Annotated in this window: 13 protein-coding genes; 4 read left to right on the forward strand and 9 right to left on the reverse strand. The window is 74.2% G+C overall.

Annotated features, from left to right (window positions below):
- The first annotated feature begins 148 nt into the window (after window positions 1-148).
- Window positions 149-1,153, forward strand: a complete 1,005-nt coding sequence (locus A949_RS32530) for a hypothetical protein (RefSeq protein WP_158687543.1) — start codon at window positions 149-151, stop codon at window positions 1,151-1,153.
- Window positions 1,154-1,178: 25 nt separating this feature from the next.
- Here the strand turns inward: A949_RS32530 and A949_RS0104775 are convergent, their stop codons facing one another.
- The 3 genes from A949_RS0104775 to A949_RS0104785 all read right to left on the reverse strand — a co-directional run bounded on the left by A949_RS0104775 (window position 1,179) and on the right by A949_RS0104785 (window position 3,205).
- The gene (locus A949_RS0104775) at window positions 1,179-2,078 is read right to left on the reverse strand and encodes a polysaccharide deacetylase family protein (RefSeq protein ID WP_026004345.1); all 900 of its coding nucleotides are present in this window, start codon (window positions 2,076-2,078) and stop codon (window positions 1,179-1,181) included.
- A 285-nt stretch (window positions 2,079-2,363) separates the two neighbouring features.
- Window positions 2,364-2,915, reverse strand: coding sequence for a hypothetical protein (locus A949_RS0104780; protein WP_019354871.1), 552 nt, complete (start codon window positions 2,913-2,915; stop codon window positions 2,364-2,366).
- A complete protein-coding gene (locus A949_RS0104785; protein ID WP_019354872.1) occupies window positions 2,912-3,205 on the reverse strand; it encodes a helix-turn-helix transcriptional regulator in 294 nt (97 codons plus the stop codon). Before A949_RS0104785 ends, A949_RS0104780 begins: the two co-directional genes overlap by 4 nt.
- A gap of 130 nt (window positions 3,206-3,335) precedes the next feature.
- On the opposite strand from A949_RS0104785, the gene A949_RS0104790 reads away from it, so the two are divergent.
- Window positions 3,336-4,514 (forward strand): hypothetical protein, encoded by a 1,179-nt coding sequence (locus A949_RS0104790; protein ID WP_019354873.1) that lies wholly within the window; start codon window positions 3,336-3,338, stop codon window positions 4,512-4,514.
- A gap of 22 nt (window positions 4,515-4,536) precedes the next feature.
- On the opposite strand, the gene A949_RS0104795 is transcribed toward A949_RS0104790, so the two are convergent.
- Together A949_RS0104795 and guaA are read right to left on the reverse strand one after the other, a co-directional pair.
- On the reverse strand, window positions 4,537-5,931 hold the full coding sequence (locus A949_RS0104795) for a hypothetical protein (protein WP_026004346.1): 1,395 nt from the start codon (window positions 5,929-5,931) through the stop codon (window positions 4,537-4,539).
- A gap of 113 nt (window positions 5,932-6,044) precedes the next feature.
- A complete protein-coding gene (gene guaA / locus A949_RS0104800) occupies window positions 6,045-7,628 on the reverse strand; it encodes a glutamine-hydrolyzing GMP synthase (protein ID WP_019354874.1) in 1,584 nt (527 codons plus the stop codon).
- Between the two features lie 297 nt (window positions 7,629-7,925).
- On the opposite strand from guaA, the gene A949_RS0104805 reads away from it, so the two are divergent.
- Window positions 7,926-8,288 carry a chorismate mutase gene (locus A949_RS0104805; protein WP_019354875.1) on the forward strand — a complete coding sequence of 121 codons (363 nt, stop codon included), beginning with the start codon at window positions 7,926-7,928 and terminating at the stop codon, window positions 8,286-8,288.
- Between the two features lie 839 nt (window positions 8,289-9,127).
- On the opposite strand, the gene A949_RS0104810 is transcribed toward A949_RS0104805, so the two are convergent.
- The gene (locus A949_RS0104810) at window positions 9,128-10,978 is read right to left on the reverse strand and encodes a GMC oxidoreductase (RefSeq protein WP_019354876.1); all 1,851 of its coding nucleotides are present in this window, start codon (window positions 10,976-10,978) and stop codon (window positions 9,128-9,130) included.
- 173 nt (window positions 10,979-11,151) lie between these two features.
- Window positions 11,152-12,786 (reverse strand): succinic semialdehyde dehydrogenase, encoded by a 1,635-nt coding sequence (locus A949_RS0104815; protein WP_019354877.1) that lies wholly within the window; start codon window positions 12,784-12,786, stop codon window positions 11,152-11,154.
- A gap of 414 nt (window positions 12,787-13,200) precedes the next feature.
- Between A949_RS0104815 and A949_RS0104820 the strand changes: the two genes are divergently transcribed.
- Complete coding sequence (locus A949_RS0104820; protein WP_019354878.1) at window positions 13,201-14,190, forward strand: BtrH N-terminal domain-containing protein; 990 nt, start codon at window positions 13,201-13,203, stop codon at window positions 14,188-14,190.
- A gap of 33 nt (window positions 14,191-14,223) precedes the next feature.
- Here A949_RS0104820 and A949_RS0104825 read toward each other — a convergent pair whose 3' ends face one another.
- Together A949_RS0104825 and A949_RS0104830 are read right to left on the reverse strand one after the other, a co-directional pair.
- The gene (locus tag A949_RS0104825; RefSeq protein WP_026004347.1) at window positions 14,224-15,984 is read right to left on the reverse strand and encodes a serine/threonine-protein kinase; all 1,761 of its coding nucleotides are present in this window, start codon (window positions 15,982-15,984) and stop codon (window positions 14,224-14,226) included.
- A gap of 95 nt (window positions 15,985-16,079) precedes the next feature.
- Window positions 16,080-19,502: a protein kinase gene (locus A949_RS0104830; RefSeq protein ID WP_019354880.1), complete on the reverse strand. Its 3,423-nt coding sequence runs from the start codon at window positions 19,500-19,502 to the stop codon at window positions 16,080-16,082.
- Window positions 19,503-19,585: the final 83 nt, after the last annotated feature.

The raw sequence follows: 19,585 nt of genomic DNA on the forward strand, positions 1-19,585 counted from the left end.
CTCCGCAACCGTCCGTCGCCAACTACCCACAGTCCGTGTACTCTGCCGCGTGTCAGCTCACCTCATGTGCCACACATGAGGCGGCCCCCGACGGTGTTAGCGCACCGGCCGAGGGCCTTCACCGCCAAGGTCTGAGAGGGACCCTGGGATGCACAGGCATGTTAGCGCGCCCGCGCGCTTCTTCTCCCAGTTGCCGAACGACATCATCCGCCACCCCCGCCTGTCCGCGCCTGCGGTACGGCTCCTGGCCTGGCAGCTCTCGCTTCCCGAAGGCGCCGACGAACCGCTGTGGCGGACGGCCGAGCGCGCCGGGATCGGGAAGGTCACCTTCCAGCACGCCAAGCGTCAACTACGCGCGGAGCGGTACCTGTTCGAGTGGCGTCGGCAGAGCGCGGACGGCCGCTGGCAGACCGTGCAGCTCCTCACCAACGTGCCGCTCTCCCCGGACGAGGCGCGGGAGCACGCCGCGAGTGCGAGGGGCGTTCGTGCCGTCGCCCGACCGGTCGCCCGACCAGCCTCCCGGCCCGCCGTCCGACCGGCGGGCACCGCACCGGCCGCCGGTGGGCCGACCCGTCGGTCCGCCGCCCCTCAACCCCTTGAAACACCCGTGGGGAACACCTCCCACCCACCGGCACCCACCTCGTCTCACGCCGGGCACCGGATCGGCGCCGCGTCCCACCACCGCGCGGCCGAAGCGCTGCTGCTGTCCCTCGCCCGCTCGGGGCCGCACCTCGCGCTGCCGCCGCGCAAGGCGCGAAAGTGGGCACCCCTCGCGGCGCGCTGGCTGGAGCGCGGGATCGGCACGGACGACACCCGTACCGCGCTGACAGCGGGACTGGAACACGCCCACTCCCCGCTCGGCGCCCTCCGCTGGCGGCTGGAGCACGCGCTCCCCGAACCGGCCCCGGCCATCGCGGCGGTCCCTCCGGACCCGGGTTCGACGCCGCTCCCCCGCGTGTCCGGTATGCGGGAGTGCGCGGGCCCGCACACCCAGCCGCTGCTGTTCGCCCCGGTCGGCGACGAGAAGCGGTGCCCCGCCTGCCGAACCGACGCAGCAACGGTGACGGCAGCGGCGGCACCTTCGCCCGGACCCGGCCTGACGGCGTTCCGCGCCGCCCGCAGGGCCCTCGCCGTACCGTCGACGAGCACCTGAAGGCGACCGGCCGCCTGACCGAACCTCACGCCTGGGGCCGTACGCACGTGTAGCCGCGTTCCTGGAGGACGGGCAGGTAGCGGTCGACGGCGGCGACGGTCTGCTGCCGGGGGCCGCCGCCGTCGTGCTGGAGGACGATGACGCCGGGGGCCGCGTCCCGGGTGACGGCGCGGACGATGTGCGCCACGCCCGGCCGGGCCCAGTCCTGGGTGTCCACGGACCAGCCCATCGGCTCCATGCCCAGATCGGAGCAGACGCGCAGTGAGGGAGGGTGCCAGTCCCCGTAGGGGGCGCGGCACCAGCGGGGCGGGGCGCCCAGGACGCGGTCGATCAGGTCGCTGGTGCGGCCCAGTTCGTCCCGGACGTGGCCGGTGTCCAGCCGGGTGAGCTGCTTGTGGTTCCAGGAGTGGTTGCCCACCACGTGGCCGTCGGCGGTGATGGCGTGCAGCAGGTCGGGGAAGGCGGCGGCGTTCTCGCCGACGACGAAGAAGGTGGCCTGCACCCCGTGCCGCCGCAGCACCTCCAGCAGCGCCGGGGTGTGGACGGGGTGCGGGCCGTCGTCGAACGTCAGCGCGATGACGCGCCGTCCCTGCCCGGCGGGCAGGAACATCTCGGCGTGGGTGCGGACGGGTGCGTGGGGCTTCGGTTCGCCCATCGAGGTCTCACCGGCGAGGGGACGCAGCCGGTAGCTGTCGTGCGCGGCGGGACTCGGCTGCGCGTCGGCGCCACTCGGCGCGGAGGGGGCCGGACCGCCGGGATCGGGAGCGGATCCCTTCGGGGATCCGGCTCCCGCCTTCGCGTGCCCGCCTCCGGTGTCCTCGTGGGTGAGCACGCCCGCACCGACACCCGCGAGCGCCGCGGTTCCGACACCGACGCCGACGCAGAGCAGAGTCCTGCGCGAAACAATATGACTATCGGATCGCATGATATTTGGTTAGCAGCGTCGGACGCCGCCGCGCGGGAGCCGCGCGCGGCCGGCCCCGGAGTCCACGCGAACGGCGCACCGCTCCCGCGATACGAACCCCGGCTTCCGCCCAGCGGACCCCGGCCGGGCCGACGGTGCGGCCACTCGGCCGAGCCGCCCGGCCGGCGTCAGGCCCGGGCCGCGCCGGAGTCCGGCCCGGTCGGATCGGGCCGGGCCGGATCGGGTCGGATCGGGTCTGGCCGGGCCGGGCCGGGCCGGACCCGGGTCAGGGCGGAGCCGGCCGGGTCAGGCCGATCGCGGCGCCGGCCACTCCTCCTCGCCGTCGTCCTGCGGCTCGTCCCGCACCCGCAGCGCCGCGATCCACAGCGGCAGCAGCCGGTGCACCGCGTAGGCGATCAGCCCGGTGGCGGCGAGCGGACCCGCGAGGTCGGCCATCGAGGTGCCCGCGACCCACAGGACGTAGAAGCCCAGCAACGCGGCTGTCAGCAGCCAGGAGTTGATCCGGTACGCCCACAGATGCGCCGTCCCCCGCTCGGCCACCTGCCGCTCGTCCAGGAACCGGACACGCAGCTCCAACAACCCACGAGTCATGGAGTTCAGCAGACCGGTGAGCGGGACCCAGACCAGCAGCGACACCAGCAGCGCCACCACCGGCCACAGGGCCGCCGACGCGAAGCAGCCCACCATCCCGGTCAACCCCAGGGCCGTCGTGGCCACATGGGCCGCAACGATGCGGTGCCTCGCTCCTCGAGAGGCGTGGAAGCGCTTGGTGCGCGCGTCGTTCATCGTCCGCAGCAGCCACCTGTCATAGCGCGTGCCGTGTGTACCGGTGGTCATCCGGTGCTCCTCCCCGTGTGTGCGGTCGCGTCGGCCCCGTCCCGGCCGCCGCCCGCGCCGTACACCTCGTCCGTGAGCGGACGAAACGGCTCCAGGGAGAACAGGGCCTCCACCGGCAGCCGGAAGTACGCCGCGATGCGCAGCGCCAGATCGAGACTGGGGTTGTACTGGCCCCGCTCGATGTAGCCGATCGTCTGATAGTGCGCGCCCACTGCTTCGGCCAGCGCCTGCCGGGACACCTTCCGTTCCGCCCGCACGACCGCCAGCCTGTTGTGCACGTGCTCGCTCATGTATAAGAAGTACTACATCTGACAGCAGGAGCACAACATCGCAGCGACGCGGACGACCGCTTCGCGGCCCGGCGGTGCGCTGCCCGCACGCACCCCACCCGCCCCGGCACCGCCCGGGTACTCTCGCCCGATGTCCTTCCTCGACCGCATACGCGGCGCCGCATCCCGGCGCACGGTGCTGCTCGCCGGCGCAGGCGTGCTCACCCTCGCGCTGCTCGCCGTGCTCGTCCCCGCGCTGCTGCTCGGCGAGGACGGCTCGGAGGAGTGCCGCCAGGCACCGGACTCCGCCCGTGCACAGGCCCGCGATCCGGAACGCGCCGCGCAGGAACTGGACCCTGGTGAGGGCGTCACCCGCACCGGACCGCTCAAGCGGCTGCTGCGCACCACCGGTTCCCCGCTGTGCGAGGGCGCGGACGGCACCCAGCTCGCCGGACGCGCGCTCGTCGCGGCGACCACCGGCCGCACCACCGCCGACCAGCACGAGCCCGCCCGCCCGCACACCGAGCGGGCGGCCCGCGTCGCCCACGCCGCCGTACTGCTGCTGAGCAGGGGGAACGAGCGCTACCAGCCGGACTTCCCGCTCGGGCTCAACCCCTACCTGGCCCGGATGTTCGCCTCGTACATCCACGACACCAGCAGGTCACTGGTGCGCGGGGCACCGCTGGACTGGAAAGCGCCCACCGCCACCGACGAGGAGGCCGAGTACTCCGACGGCAGCGGCAACTGGGCCACGCCGTTCCCCTCGGGGCACGACGTCCACGTCGTCTTCCCGGAGTTCGAGAGGGCGCAGAAGGTCGTGCGGCGGGCGGCCGCCTCACCGCGGGCGTTCGCCACGCTGTACGACGCCGAACGCGCCCGCTTCGCCTGGTACCTGGAGCGGCTGACCGACACGGCGCGGGAACCCGGCGGCAAACCGGAGTCGGGAGCACTGTCCGCGGAGATGGAGCTGGAGCAGAGCGCCACCTTCGTCGCCGAGCTGATGGGATCCCGTACGGTCGCCGTCCGGGACGGACTCGCGCCCTCCCTCGCGCAGTTCGACCGTGCGGTGCTGCGGCACACCCGCGGCCTCTACCACCCTGCCGACCACCGGGTACGCACCCGCTCCTCGACCGCCGCCCTGGCGCAGCGCAGTCCCGACGCCTCCGCGGGCCAGGGCAAGCAGGCCGCCGAGCGGCTGATGGACGGCAGGGTCCAGCTCTTCGCGGTGTTCGACGCGTGGGCGCGCGAGCGTGGCATTCCGGAGGGGCTGGCGGAGCGGATCCGGATCCGGATGGACACCCGGTACGCCAGTTCTCTGAACCTCCTGTAGGCCCGGGGCAGGCCGGGGGGGCTCAGTCCGCGGACGGAAGCCGCAGCCCGGTGCAGCCGCGCGCGGCGCTCTCCTTCTCGGCGAACGAGACCAGCATGGCGCGCATCGTCTCCCGGCCCAACCGGCGGCGGCTCAGCACCTGCTCGTCCGGCTTGTCGGAACCCTCGTCCTCCCGGCTGACACGGAGCTTGAAGCCCGCCGGCCGTCCGTCACACCGCGCGGTGGCCCACGCGGTGACATCGTTCAGCCACGGCCGCATCCGCGTCTTGTCCGTACGCACACCGCTGTGGCCCGCCTCGGCGGACATCACCCGCTTCACCTCGGGGCCGTACAGACCGTAGAGCCTGGCCACCGGCGGGTACGGATCACCGTCCTCGTCCTCGCCGGAGGGCCGCACCTTGCAGCTCGTCAGCGGAGCCGGCCCCTCGGGGATCCGGAGATCCACGGTCCACCCGGCGCCGCTGAAGGGGCCGCGGGCGAGCGCGGCGCACGTGGTGCCCGCCGCGCGTGCGGACGGCACCCCTTCGGGCTCGGACTCCTCGATGTCCTTCGCCGGGACGGTGAGCGGGTCGCGGTCGCAGCCGAGCTTTTCGGCAGCCTTGTTCGCGACGGCTGCTCCCGCACGGACCAACTGATGCGGCTCGGCGCCGTGTCCGCCCAGCACGTCCACGAAGAGCCGCCGGGGCAGCCCGGCGGCGTCCTTGCCCAGCCCGGGGCACTCGGGCACCAGCGCCACTCCGCCGAACCGGGCCTCGAACCCCGGCAGTCCGCCCGGCAACGCGGAGGCGGGATGCGCCCCGTTGCTCTGGAAATCCCGTACCAGGTTGCGGTCGACGTCGTCGCGGCGGCTGTAGACACGGACTTCCAGAACCCGGCCGCCCGCGTCGTTGGCCACCTCGCAGGTGTAGCGGCCCAGCCCGGTGTCGGTCTCGGCCTCGGACTCGGCCAGATGCGCCTCCGCGTCACCCGCACCGGCGCGCAGCGTGGCCATGGTGCCGTCCGGCAGTGCGCCGTCGCAGGCGTCCGAGGTGATCATCCGGTCCTGGACGAACGGCTCGGCGATCCACCCCGCACCGCCGAGGACCAGCACGCCCACGCCGCACCACGCCGCGATCCTGGTGCGGCGGCGCCGCCGGTCGTCGGCCTCCCGGGCCAGGAGCCACCGCGCACGCCGCTCGTCCTCGGTCTCGGGCTCGGCCTTGGGCTCAGTCTCGGGCTCGGGCTCGGCCTTGGGCCCGGACACGGCGGACTCGGACTCGGACGCGGACCCGGACTCGCGCCCGGGCCGGGGCGCGGGGCCCGTCTCGGATTCGGCCTCGACCCGGGAATCCGGCGCGCGTTCGGGCTCCGGTGTCGCCTCGGACTGCTCCGGTGTCGCCCCCGGCTCGCGCTCGCCCCGCTGCTCCTCCTCCGACATCCCGGCACCGTATCCCACCCCGCACCCCGTCGCCCGAACACACGTGTGCCCCGGGCTCCGCGAGGGAGCACGGGGCACAGCGCGGGGCGCTCGCAGGGGAGTTCAGCCGGGGCTCACTCCCACTCGATGGTCCCCGGGGGCTTGCTGGTGACGTCCAGCGTGACCCGGTTGACCTCGGAGACCTCGTTGGTGATCCGCGTCGAGATGCGACCCAGCACGTCGTAGGGCAGCCGGGACCAGTCGGCGGTCATCGCGTCCTCCGAGGAGACCGGGCGCAGCACCACCGGATGGCCGTAGGTGCGCGCGTCGCCCTGCACGCCGACGCTGCGGACGTCCGCGAGCAGCACCACCGGGCACTGCCAGATGTCGCGGTCCAGCCCCGCGGCGGTCAACTCCTCGCGGGCGATGGCGTCCGCCTCGCGCAGCAGGTCGAGCCGCTCGCGGGTGACCTCGCCGACGATCCGGATGCCCAGCCCCGGGCCGGGGAACGGCTGGCGCTGGACGATCTCGTCCGGCAGTCCGAGCTCCTGCCCGACCATCCGCACCTCGTCCTTGAACAGCTTGCGCAGCGGCTCCACCAGCTCGAACTCGAGGTCCTCGGGGAGGCCGCCCACGTTGTGGTGCGACTTGATGTTGGCCGCGCCGGTGCCGCCGCCGGACTCCACCACGTCCGGGTAGAGGGTGCCCTGCACCAGGAACGCCACCGGCTCGTCACTCGGGGCCTCGGCGACGATCTCCGCCTGCGCCTGCTCGAAGACCCGGATGAACTCCCGGCCGATGATCTTGCGCTTCTGCTCCGGGTCGGAGACGCCCGCCAGCGCGTCGATGAAGCGGTCGGCCGCGTCCACGACCTTGAGCTGGACCCCGGTCGCCGCCACGAAGTCCTTCTCGACCTGCTCCGTCTCGCCCTTGCGCATCAGGCCGTGATCGACGTACACGCAGGTGAGCTGATCGCCCACGGCACGCTGCACGAGCGCCGCGGCCACCGCCGAGTCGACCCCGCCGGACAGTCCGCAGATGGCGCGCTTGCCGCCGACCTGCTCCCGGATCGCGGCGACCTGCTCGTCGACGATGCTCTCCGTCGTCCAGGACGGGGACAGGCCCGCACCCCGGTAGAGGAAGTGCTCCAGCTCCTGCTGCCCGAACGTGGAGTGCATCACCTCCGGGTGGTGCTGGAGGCCGTACAGCTTCCGCTCGTCGTCCTCGAACGCCGCCACCGGCACCAGGTCCGTGGACGCCGTGACGGTGAAGCCCTCCGGCGCCGCCGAGCAGGCGTCGCCGTGCGACATCCACACCTGCTGCTCCTCGGGGGTGCCCTCGAAGAGTGTCGAGGACGCCTTGGCGACGGAGAGCTGGGTGCGGCCGTACTCGCGGCTGCCGGTGTTGTCGACCGTGCCGCCCAGCGTCGTCGCCATCAGCTGGAAGCCGTAGCAGATGCCCAGGACCGGGACGCCCGCCGCGAAGATCTCGCGGTCGATGGCGGGCGCGCCCTCCGCGTACACGGACGACGGGCCGCCGGAGAGGATGATCGCCTTCGGGTTCTTGGCGAGCATCTCGGCGGCCGGCATGGTCGACGGCACGATCTCGCTGTAGACCCGCGCCTCGCGCACCCGGCGCGCGATGAGCTGGGCGTACTGCGCGCCGAAGTCGACGACGAGAACGGTGTCCGGAGTGCTCTCGGACGGGTTGGAAGCCACGAAGCTGATGCCTTTCGGCGTGAAGCGGGGGTTCGGTTCCGATGATAGCGGTGCCCCCGGGTGCCCGGCCCCGCCGCCGGGTGTCCCGGAACCGGTGGCATACTGGCCGTATGCAGAACGCGCAGTGGTTTACCTATGGCACCGGCCCGGCCGGCTGCCATGGCCGTTCTGTGTGAGAGAAGCGACACACGAACTTCCCCAGGCGCCCCGGGCCGGTCAGGCCCGGGGCGCCGGTGTGTGTGCCCGCCTTCCCGGGCCGCCGTCCGCGGGCTCCGCGACCCGAGGAGCGAACCGCGCATGAGCGCCGCCACCACCAGCACCGTCCCCACCACCAGCACCGTCCCCAGCAGCAGCACCGTCCCCAGCAGCAGCACCGTCCCCAGCAGCAGCACCAGCACCGGCACGCAGGCCGACCCGGCACCGGAAGCGGTCGTCGACGCCGAGCGGGCCCGCATCGACGCACTCGACGCCCGCATCGTCGCGCTCGTCCGCGACCGTATGGAGGTCTCCGAGAACATCCAGCGGGTGCGGATCGACTCGGGCGGTCGCCGGGTGCACCTGGCCCGCGAGATGCAGATCCTCGACCACTACAGCACCGAGCTCGGGGCACCGGGGCGGGAGCTGGCCCGGACCCTGCTGCGGCTGTGCCGGGGGCACTGACGACGCCGAGCGCGTCCGGCGCCACGGCACGCGCCCGCTGGGCACGCGCGTCCCGTCCCGAGGCGCGGCCCGTCCCGGTGCGCGTCCCGTCTCAATGCGCGTCCGGCCCTCACCCGTACGGCGCGTGACCGCCCCGGGGGGCCTTCGTTGGACCCGGTGTCCCTGATCTCCGCCGGGCGCCCGGCGGCGAGCGGGGCGGCGTCACCGGAGCGATGAGACGCCCGTCCTCCCCGCGAGGGGAGACGCCGGGTGTCGTGGGACCTCGCTCCGGTGCTGTGACCGGACGGCAGGGGACAGCAGCCCGGTCACGACAGCGGCCGGTCCCGGGGACGCTCTGGACCGGCCGCTCCGCGGCTTTCCGCAGGACCCCGCGGGCCGGCCGCCGGGGCGCCGGTCCGTGCGGGCCGCCCGCACGGAATCTTCGCGGGAACGCTGGAATCCCGCACTGTCGCAACGGTTGCGCAGGGTGCGGCGGATCCAGCACGATGCAGACGTCCGGTGCGCAGGACCACCTGACCACACGGCCGTTTGGTGAACCATGGCGGAACTCCGCCATTGGTTCGACCAACAAAGGCGGCACCCTCCCCCCGGTGCCGCCCTCAGCACGGGCGCTGCCCTGACGCCGGTGCTGACCGAGGGCCCCGCGGCTGCCGCCACCCACCCGGCCGGCGCCCGGGGCCCTCCGCCGTGCCACCGGGGCCGTGTCGCCGTGCCACCCGAGCCTCGTCACCCGAGCCGCGTCGCCGTGCCACCCGAGCCGCGTCACCCGAGCCGCGGCGCCGTGCCGCCCGATGCCGCGGACGGAACGGCGACGCGACGGTCCCGGCGGGCCGCCGGCTTCAGTCGTGTTCCGTACCGGTGGCGGAGCCGTCCCGCGCGGGGACCGGAGGCACCGGGAGCACCGGCAGCCGCAGCGCGCCGAACGCGGTCTCCGGTACCGCGGGCCGCGCCGGGGCCACGGGCGCCAGCCGCCGGTATCCGGCGTCCTGTGCGGGGCGCGGGTCCTCCTCGCCGCTGTTCGGCCAGAACGACATGGCACGCTCGGCCTGCGCGGTGATGGTGAGGGACGGATTGACCCCGAGGTTGGCGGAGACGGCGGAGCCGTCCACGACCGAGATGCCCGGATGCCCGTACAGCCGGTGGTAGGGGTCGATGACACCGTGCTCGGCGCTGTCGCCGATGGGGCAGCCGCCCAGGAAGTGCGCGGTCAGCGGGGTGCCCATCAGCTCACCGACGTTGGTCCCGGCGAAGCCGTTGATCTCCTCGGCGAGCGCGGTCGCCGCCTCGGCGCCCTCCGGGATGTGCACGGGGTTCGGCGCTCCGTGTCCCTGCCGCGCGGTGAGCATGCCTTTGCCGAGGCCCTTGTCCTTGCGGTAGGTGGTCAGCGAGTTGTCGAGCGTCTGCATGACGAGCCCGATGATGATCCGCTCGGACCAGTTGCGTGCGGAGAGCGAGCGCAGGAAGAGCGCCGGGTGCCGCAGGCAGGTCAGGATGTGCGCGAGCGCGCCCGGCAGCACTGTGTTCTGCCGCACCTGGAGGGTGGTCAGGGCGCTCATGGAGTTGGAGCCCTTGCCGTAGCGCACCGGCTCGATGTGGGTGTGGGCGTCCGGATGCACGGAGGAGGTGATGGCGACGCCCTTGGTGAAGTCGGGCGCGGCGTCCCGGCCCCACTTCTTGCGGTAGCGGCGGGGCACCGTCTGCGCGCCCACCAGCGCCTCGGAGTTGGTGCGCGTCAGCTCGCCCAGCCGGGGCGAGAGCCGGGGCAGGGTTCCGGCGTCCTTCACCTGGTGCAGCAGTTTCTGGGTGCCGTACGTACCGGCTGCCAGCACCACCCGCCGGGCGCGGAGGATGCGCGGCTTGCCGCCGCGCCGCTTGTCGGTGCGGACGGTCAGTACCTCGTAGCCGTCCGCGTCGGTGCCCGGGGTGCGCTCGCGGAGGCCGACGACGGTGGTCAGCGGGCGGATCTCGGCTCCGGCGCGCTCGGCGAGGTGGAGGTAGTTCTCGTTGAGGGTGTTCTTGGCGCCGCGGCGGCAGCCGGTCATGCACTCCCCGCACTCCACACAGGCGTTGCGGTCCGGGCCGGCGCCGCCGAAGTAGGGGTCGGGGACGGTTTCGCCGGCGGCGGTGCGGGCCGTGCCGTCGGCGTCCTGGCCGTCGCCGAAGAAGACGCCGACGGGTGCGAGATGGAAGGTGTCGCCGTAGCCGAGGCGGTCCGCGGCGGCCTTGAGATGGACGTCCGAGGGGGTGGTGGTCGGGTTGAGCCGGACGCCGAGCATCCGCTTGGCCTGGTCGTAGTGGGACGCCAGCTCGTCCTGCCAGTCGGTGATGTGGCCCCACTGGCGGTCCTCGAAGAACTGCGCGGGCGGCACGTAGAGGGTGTTGGCGTAGTTCAGGGAACCGCCGCCCACCCCGGCACCTGCCAGGATCATGACATTTGCGAGCAGATGGATGCGCTGGATGCCGTAGAGGCCGAGCGAGGGTGCCCACAGGAAGTTCTTCAGGTCCCAGGAGTTCTTCGGCAGCTCGTCGCGGGTGAAGCGCCGGCCGGCCTCCAGGACGCCGACCCGGTAGCCCTTCTCGGTCAGTCGCAACGCGGAGACCGCACCGCCGAAGCCGGAGCCGACGACCAGGACGTCGTAGTCGAACGGGTCTGTGCCCGCCCGCTGCTGGGCACGTGGGGGCAGGGACACGGGTACCTCCGGTTCTGCGGTGGCGGAGCGGACGGAGTCGGACGGAGCAGACGGAATCGGACGGAGCGGGCGGAAGACGGAGCGGACGGAAGGTGCGGACGGCGGCGAGGGGCGGGGCCGACCGGCGGCGGGCGGCCCCCGCCCGCACGGCCCGACGTGCGGGCCGCGGGGCCTCAGCGGAAGCGGAGCGTCTTGAGGGCCTTGAGGGAACGGGACATGAACGCGGCGTACGCCTCGTCGCTCATGCCGAGGGACGGCGCCATGGGCAGCACCCGCTGGTGCGCCACCGTCTGCGACTCGGTGTACTTCAGGATGCCCTCCGAGCCGTGCCGGCGGCCGAGCCCGGAGTCGCCCATGCCGCCCATGGGGGCCTGGGCGCTGCCGTAGGCGGAGGCATAGCCCTCGTTGACGTTGACGGTGCCGGTGCGCAGCCGGGCCGCGACCTCCCGGCCCCGGCGCCCGCTGCCCGACCACACGCTGGAGTTGAGGCCGTAGGGCGTGGCGTTGGCCAGGCCGACCGCCTCGTCGGTGTCGGAGAAGCGGTAGACGGAGACGACGGGGCCGAAGGTCTCCTCGCCGCAGACCGCCATCTGCGGCTCCACGCCGTCCAGCACCGTGGGCTCGTAGAACAGCGGGCCGATGTCCGGACGGGCCCGGCCTCCCGCCAGTACCGCGGCGCCCTTCTCGACGGCGTCCGCCACGTGCTGCTGCACGTTCTGCAACTGCCGTTCGGAGACGAGCGAGCCCATGTCGGCGCCGTAGGCCAGCGACGCACCCAGCCGCATGGCGCGGACGCGGGCCACGAAGCGCTCCAGGAAGGCGTCGGCCACCGACTCGTGGACGTACAGGCGCTCGATGGAGATGCACAGCTGCCCGGCCGAGGAGAACGCGCCGCGCACCGCGCCCTCGGCGGCCTTGTCCAGGTCGGCGTCCGCCAGGACCAGCATCGCGTTCTTGCCGCCCAGCTCCAGCGAGCAGCCCACCAGGCGGGCTGCGGCACGCCCGGCCACCTCGCGCCCGGTACGGGTGGAGCCGGTGAAGGAGACGTAGTCGCCGCGGTCCACGACCTCGGGCCCGACGACCGGGCCCTCGCCCAGGACGATCTGCCAGACGTCGGCGGGCAGCCCGGCCTCGACGAGCAGGTCGCGCGCCCACAGCGCGGTCAGCGCGGTCTGGGTGTCGGGCTTGGTCACCACCGCGTTGCCCGCCGCGAAGGCCGGGAGCACATCGCCGACGGAGAGTTCGAAGGGGTAGTTCCACGGGGCGATCTGGCCGACCACCCCGCGTGGGTGGCGCAGCTCGGTGACCTTGGTCAGCGCGGGGATCGCGCCGGTGTGCCGCTTGGGCCGCAGGTAGGCGGGGGCCTTGCGGCCGTAGTGCCGGGCCGCGACGGCGACGGCCTGGACCTCCTCGTGGGCGTGCAGCCGGGCCTTGCCGGTCTCCAGCTGCACGAGGTCCAGCACCTCCGACTGGCGGGCCAGTACGAGGTCGTGGAACCGCAGCAGCACCGCGGCGCGCTGCCGCACCGGGGTGGCCGCCCAGGCGCGCTGCGCCGCACGGGCCGTCTCGAAGGCGGCCGCGACGTCCTCGGGGGTGGACTCGGGCAGCTCGGCCAGCACCTCGCCGGTGAACGGGGAACGGCTGCGGGTCGTCCCGCTGCCCACCACGCCGCGGGCCAGCGCCGCGACGCGGTCGGGGGTGACGACATCGGCGGCCGTCCGGGCCCGGTCGGGTGCCGGGGCCACCGGGTTGCCGGCGGAGTGCTCGGTGCGGGGCGCGGTGCGGGTGCTGTCCTGCGAGTCCGTCATGCGAGTGAGCGTACGACCACGGGCGCGGCCACGTATACCCAGCGGTAACCCCTTTTCACGGAATCTGCCAGCGATTGCTGGCAGAACCAGCGGGAGCGGCCGGGAGGAGCCCGGTTCCGGACCGGAGAGGGCCCGGTTCCAGGCCGAAGCGGGCTCGGCCCGGGGCCGGGGCGGGCTCCCCCTCGGCTCCGGACCGCGGCGGGCTCGGCGGGGAGCCGGGGAGGGGCCCCTCGGTTCCGGTTCGGCCGGGGTTCCGACCCGGAACCCCGGCCGAACCGGGAAAGGCACCCCGGACAGCCGTCCGCCGTGCAAGAGTCCACCGGGGCGGCGTACGGGGACGGACCGCACGCCATCGAGCCCCCGGCCACCGGGGCTCCGCGCCCCGGTCCGGAGCAATTACACGGGGAGCACGGCATGAGCACAGTACGAGGGGTCGAGGCCCGCGGTACGCAGCACTGCGAGACGACCGCACTGGGCGTGCTGCTGCGGCACCAGGGGATCGACCTGTCCGAACCCATGCTCTTCGGGCTCGGCTCCGGGCTGTCCTTCATCTACTGGGACAGCAAGAACATGGACTTCCCCTTCCTCGGCGGACGGGTCAAGCCGTTCGAACTCACCCGGAACCTGGCGGCCGCACTCGGCCTCGAGCTGCTGGTCCGCGAGACCACCTCACCCCGCAAGGCGTGGGCGGACGCGGCGGCCGGCATCGACGCCGGGCACCCCGTCGGGCTGCAGCTCGACAGCTACCACCTGGACTACTTCACCTCGAAGGTGCACTTCGGCGGGCATGTCGTCGCCCTGTACGGCTACGACGAGCAGAACGCCCACCTGGTGGACACCGACCAGCAGGGCGGCACGGTGTCCACCAGCCTCACCAGCCTCGCCGAGGCCCGCGCCGCGCGCGGCCCGATGGCAGCCAAGCACCGCTCCTTCACCCTCACCGCCCCGCAGGACCGGCCCTCCCCGCGCAGCCGGATCGTGCCCGCCGTCACCGCCTGCGCCGACGCCTTCCTCGAACCGCCCATCGCCAACCTGGGGCACCGCGGCATCGAGAAGGCCGGGAAGCTGATCGGCGGCTGGCTGCGGCGCACCGACGACCCGCAGCGCGACCTGCCGCAGGCCGCCCGCCTGATGGAGCAGGCCGGTACCGGCGGCGCCCTGTTCCGCAACCTCTACCGGGACTTCCTCGCCGAATGCGGCGCACTCCTCGACAGCGAGCACCTGCGCACCGGCCACCGGCTGTACGCCGAGGCGGCCACCGGATGGACCGAGGCCGCGCGGCTGATCACCAAGGCCGGTACGTCGGGCGACGAGCAGCACCTGCTCCGGGCAGGTGCCCTCCTGCGCGAACTCGCCCGCCTCGAACGCGAGGCCATGGAGGCGCTGCGCCGGCTGCGGGAGTGACGCGGCAGGACCGTGGAGGTGCGATGCGGCCCCTCACAGATCGTTGATCTTGAGGGACTTCTTCGCCTCCTCGTAGACGGTCTCGCCGTCCTTGCGCGACTTGCCCTCGGCGGGCATGTTCACGGTCAGCAGCCAGCGGACGCCCTTGCTGTTGACGTAGACCAGCTCGTGCCGGAACTTCTTCGCCTCCTCGGGCTCCCCGATGTCGGGTTTCGGCCGGAAGGTGGTGGAGACCTCGGCCGCCTCCTGCCCCTGCTGCTTCGCCTCGGTGACCCGGGAGCGCACGTCCTCCATCGTGCTCGAGTAGTCCTCCTTCGCCCCGTCCTCGTAGAAGGTCTTCCAGGAGTTGGCCTCCTTGAGGGAGTTCTCCTCGATGTCCTTGCTGCTGCGGGTCAGCTTCATGGAGACGACGCCGCCGGGATCGGTGTAGGTCACGGCGCCGTCGTCCGCACTGCGCTCGTAGTCCTCGGGCACCGCCAGTCGGGCGCTCACCCGCGCTTCCTCGTTCCGCGTCGTCCAGCCGTCCGGCGCCCGGTCGCCGGTGAGCGCGAAGAACAAGGTGGTTGCGGCAGCCGCCGCAACCACCGCACCGCCGGTACCGAACTGCCACGGTCGGCTGGTGCGCAGCTTGCCGCCGAATCCGCGCAGCACCCGGCCGAAGGCGCTGCCGCCGCCGGGAGCACCGGCCTGCGGCCGCAGGGCCTGCTGGGGCGGACGCGCCACGTCCGCGAGCGTCTGCCGGATCTCCGCGGCGTCCGGGCGCAGCCCCGGCTCCCGGCTCAGCAGCCGGGTGAGCAGCATCCCGAAGGCCCCGGAATCGCTCAACGCGCGTGCCGGGCGCTGCGGTTCGGCCGAGAGCACGGCCTGCAGGGTCGCCGGGCTGTTGGAGCGGCGGAAGGGCGAGACCCCCTCGACCGCCGCGTACAGCACGACCCCGAGCGACCACAGGTCCGACTCCGGTCCCGGCCGCTGCCCCAGCACCCGCTCGGGCGCCACGAACTCCGGCGAGCCGACGAACGCGCCGGTCTCGGTGAGCCCCTGCTCCCCCTGGACCGCGGCGATCCCGAAGTCGGTGAGCACCACCCGGTCGTACCGGCCCAGCAGCACATTGTCCGGCTTCACGTCACGGTGCAGCACGCCCGTCGCGTGCGCCGCCTCCAGCGCCCCGGCGACGGCGAGCCCGATCCGGGCAGCCTCGCGCACCCCGATGGTGCCGTCGTTCAGCACATCGGCCAGCGAACGCCCCTGGACCAGTTCCATGACGATCCACGGCTGCTCGTTCTCCACCACGACGTCGTGGATGGTCACCACCGAAGGATGGTCGATCCGCGCGGCCGTGCGCGCCTCCCGGCGCATCCGGGCGTACATCGTCTCGCGTTCCCGGGCGGAGAGGTGGTCGGGCAGTCGCGGCTCCTTGACCGCCACATCCCGGTCCACGACCTCGTCGTGCGCCCGCCACACCGTGCCCATGCCGCCGTGCCCCAGGCGGGCCGTCAGCCGGTACCTGCCGCCGATCAGCCGCCCGGTCCCCGGCTCCGCGCCGTGCTCGGCCGACGGGGCCGCGGCGACCTCCGTCGGCTCGTACGCGCCGGACGCGGGGGGTTGCTGCCCCGCCCGGGGTCCATCGGAGGGCGAGGCGGACGCGGACGACCCGGACGGCGCACCGGGCGCCGGGGGCGAGGCGGGCGGCGCCGACTGCGGGGGCACCCCGGGGCGCTGCCCCTCCCGTGCTCCCTCGGGCGGCTGCAGCCCATAACTGGTCGACTCGTCCAACCCGTCCCCCTCGTTCGTCATGCCCCACCATTACCCTGCTGGGCAGCGCGATCGCCACTTTGTTCACAGACCTGTGACGGGGGCCTCCGCGGGGCCGAGGCCGGGGACGGGCCGGCTCAGCGCGCGGCGGTCGGGCGGTAGGTGTCGACGACGGCCTCGAAGTGCCGGTCGACCTCCGCCTTGTGGCCCTTGGAACCGAGCACGAGCAGCAGATGGTAGCGGCCGTCGACGATCATCGCCCGGTTGCGCGCGTACACCTGGCGCCCGCCGGGCTCCCGCCAGGAGAAGGTGCCTTCGGCCATCGCCCGGTCCCCGACATCGATGCGCCGCAGCCCGCCGGTGCTCGCCCAGTCCGCGGCCCGGTACGCCGACAGCTCCGGCTCGTCCTCGCTCTGGTAGGCCATCGGATCCTTGCCGAACTTTCCGGTGGTGTCCCGGCCGTTGACGACGACCATCTCGACCTCGCCGCCGTTGTAGCGCACCTGCCCGCGCCCGTTCGCGGACCGTCGGTCCCACTCCTGCGGCACGGCGATCCGGAACCCGGCCGGATCGCGGCTGATCCGGTACCCGTCGGGCGCCTCGGGCCCGGTGGCGGGCGCGGAACTCCCCGCGCCCCTGTCGTCCTTGCCGTCCTGGCCGTCCTTGCCGCCCCTGTCGCTCTTGCCGGCTCCGTCGTCGGACCCGCCATCCCGCGTCCGCCCCGGTGAGGGACCCGGCTTGCGCTCCTCCGGCACCACGACCGAGCCCCGCTGGTTGTCCTCCCCCTGCTCGCCACCGGGCAGGAACCACGCGACGAACGCCACCGCCGCCGCCATGCCGAGCAGTATCAGCGTCAGCACGAGCACCCCGAGCCGCCGCGGGCCGCTGCCGCGCCTCCGGTCCGGACCCGGGTTCCGGTCCGGACCCGGGTTCCGGTCCGGACCCGGGTCCGGGGTGCTGCCTCCCGGGTCGCCCTCCGGGCCGCGGTCCGGGACCCGGTCGCGCCGCGACCGCCGGTGCCCCACCGGCTCCGCACGCTCGGCAGGGAGCGGCGCCTGCGCGTGGTGCGGTACCTGCTCATGGTGCGGTACCTGCGCGTGGTGCAATGCCTGCTCGTGCGGCGCCTGCACGTGGTGCGGTGCCGGGTGCTGCTCGGGAGGCGGCGGCGGTTCCGGCCCGCGCCCGCGCCGCGCCGCTCCCCCGGTCCGCTTCCGCCACCGCCTGCGCACCAGTTCGCCGCGGCGCCGCACGATCGGCAGCCGGTGCGGATCGGCGGGCGCCCCCGGATCCAGGCTCAGCGGCGCCGTGACGGTCCGCAGGCCCACATCCGGCTCGGGCGCCGAGCGGATGATGGAACGCAGCCAGCCGCGCAGCTCCTCGAAGTCCGGCCGCTCGGTCGGGTCCTGGCGCATCAGCGACTCGACCACCGGACGCAGCGGTCCGCAGTCCTCCGCGAACGCGGGCGGCTCCGCGCACACCATCTGCACCAGCTCGGCCGCGCTGTCCTCCGGGTAGGGCGCATGACCCTGGACGCAGCGGAAGAGCAGCACACCCAGCGCCCACAGGTCGGCGGCCGGGCCCACCGGTGGCGCCAGCCGCCAGTTCTCGTACACCGGCCCCGCCTGCTCCGGTGCCCAGCGCTCGGTGACCGGCCCGACCACCGTCGTCCGGGCGTGCCGGGCCCGCTCCGCCGCCAGCGCGGTCGCCGGTCCGCGGTAGCGGCCGTCGACCGCCTCCGCGCCGCCCCACGGCGCCTCGTCCGGAGCCGGATACCCCGCGTCGCCGTCCCAGGGCACCTCTTCCGGGTCCGGGTGGTATACCTCCCCGCTCTCCCAGGGGGTCTCGTCCGGAGCGGCGGGCCGCTCCACCGCCGGGCCGGGCCCGGCCCCGTCGGCTGCGTACCCGCCGGGGGCAGCGCTCTGGTCCCGCACCGACGGCCCCGCGGTCCACGGCGCCGGAACACTGCGGGTACCGGCCGGCCGGGGACCGGGCAGGGCCGTGGGACCCGAGCCGCCCCCGGACCGGCGACCACGGTGCGGGCCGGTGGCGGAGTCGCCGTTCGGGCCGGTGCCGGGACCGCCGTCGGGATCGTTGCCGTTGCCGTTGCCGTTGCCGTTGCCGACAACGGTGCCGGTGCCGGGTTCCGCGTACGGGGCGGAAGCGGCGTCCGGCGCCGGATCCTGCCCACCGGGGGCGGGGCGGCCGAACGGCGGGGGCACGCCGTAGGGGCCCGACGCGTACGGACCGTAGATCTCGTCGCGCTCGACCTGGCGCACCCCGCCACCGGTCAGTTCGTCGGGATGCACCTCGTCCTCGGCGGACGGCAGCCAGCGCACGTCGTCGTCGAGCGTGTGTGCGGGGCCGTGGTCCGCCGGGCCGCCGTCCGGGCGGGTGGACCACCAGTCGGCGCCCGGCATCGGCCGGTCGGCCTCGCTCCCGCTCCCGCTCTCGCCGCGGGCACGCAGCGCAGCGTCCCGGGTGTCGGCCACCGCGCGCTGCGCTCCTTCGCGGTACGCGGCGATCGCCCCGCGCCGCGCCGCCCGGGTGGAGACCTCGTCGGCGGGACCCGCCCGGTCCGGCAGCCCCCCGCCGTGCGGACCGCGCACGTCCTGCGGGCCGCGTACGTCCTCCTGCGGCTCGAACCCCTCCAGGCCGAAGATGCCGCGGCGCCGCTCCTCGGTGTGGGGCGCGTCCGCCGCGGGGCCCGCGCCGTCGCGCGCGGTGAATCCCTCGGGCAGCCGTTCCCCGGTCCAGGTCGCGGGCTGCGGCGCGGGGGCCGGGCCCGGGGCGGGTTCCCGCCGGGGGCCGGGCGCCGGCGGACCACCGTGTTCACCGCGCGGGCGGTGCGCGTCGCGCCCACCGTGCACCGGGACGGACGCGGAGCTTCCGGCCTCCACGCCGGTTTCCACGCCGGGGTCGGCGCCGGGATCGTCCGGCAGGGGCGGGGGCAGCGGGTCGTAGCCGCACAGCGCTTCCTCGGCGGCCCCCACCGCGAGCCCGGTGAGCACCGCGCGCCCGTCCTCGCAGACGAGCACCGTGCGGGCCGTGATGTTGCGGTGCACCCAGCCGTGCGCGTGCACGATCCGCAGCGCGGCCAGCAGATCGGCGGCGATCTCGGCGGCGCGGTGCGCCCCCAGCGGGCGCTCGGCCAGCAGAGCCGCCAGGGACCGGGCCGGTACCGACTCGCTCACTATCCACAGTCCGTCGTCCTCGACGAAGACGTCGAAGATCTGGTCGAGCCTGGGGTGGTCCGGAAGCTGCGCCGCGGCGACGGCGGCCTCCATCGCCCTGCGGACGGCGGGGTCCGCGGGGCCGCGGATCGGCTGCGGACCGCTGCCGCGCGGTCCGCCGTCCGGCCCCCGGCCCGGGACGCCGTGGCCCTCGTCCACCACCTCGGCCTCGACGACCTCGGGCAACGGGACCTGGCGGACCAGGACTTCCTGACCGCTGGCGACGTCCCAGGCGGGGGACTCGGCGAGTTCGTAGGCGTCGGCGGGCGGCAGGGGCAGGCGGTAGCGGTCGGCGAGCAGCCGACCGGTGTACTCCGCGTGCTCCTCCACGACGCCCTCCCCACCGCGCGCGAGACCGCCAATTCCGTTCGGTTCCGGCCTTCTTGCGGATAGCTACGGTCCGCGTCCTTCAC

It is taken from the genome of Streptomyces sp. AA1529 (genome assembly GCF_000280905.1).
GTDB lineage: Bacteria > Actinomycetota > Actinomycetes > Streptomycetales > Streptomycetaceae > Streptomyces.

Bases quoted from the DNA above. Each gene is read 5' to 3' on its own strand.
- A949_RS32530 (WP_158687543.1), top strand. From the start codon at position 149: ATGCACAGGCATGTTAGCGCGCCCGCGCGCTTCTTCTCCCAGTTGCCG.
- A949_RS0104775 (WP_026004345.1), bottom strand. From the start codon at position 2,078: ATGCGATCCGATAGTCATATTGTTTCGCGCAGGACTCTGCTCTGCGTC.
- A949_RS0104780 (WP_019354871.1), bottom strand. From the start codon at position 2,915: ATGACCACCGGTACACACGGCACGCGCTATGACAGGTGGCTGCTGCGG.
- A949_RS0104785 (WP_019354872.1), bottom strand. From the start codon at position 3,205: ATGAGCGAGCACGTGCACAACAGGCTGGCGGTCGTGCGGGCGGAACGG.
- A949_RS0104790 (WP_019354873.1), top strand. From the start codon at position 3,336: ATGTCCTTCCTCGACCGCATACGCGGCGCCGCATCCCGGCGCACGGTG.
- A949_RS0104795 (WP_026004346.1), bottom strand. From the start codon at position 5,931: ATGTCGGAGGAGGAGCAGCGGGGCGAGCGCGAGCCGGGGGCGACACCG.
- A949_RS0104805 (WP_019354875.1), top strand. From the start codon at position 7,926: ATGAGCGCCGCCACCACCAGCACCGTCCCCACCACCAGCACCGTCCCC.
- A949_RS0104815 (WP_019354877.1), bottom strand. From the start codon at position 12,786: ATGACGGACTCGCAGGACAGCACCCGCACCGCGCCCCGCACCGAGCAC.
- A949_RS0104820 (WP_019354878.1), top strand. From the start codon at position 13,201: ATGAGCACAGTACGAGGGGTCGAGGCCCGCGGTACGCAGCACTGCGAG.
- A949_RS0104825 (WP_026004347.1), bottom strand. From the start codon at position 15,984: ATGACGAACGAGGGGGACGGGTTGGACGAGTCGACCAGTTATGGGCTG.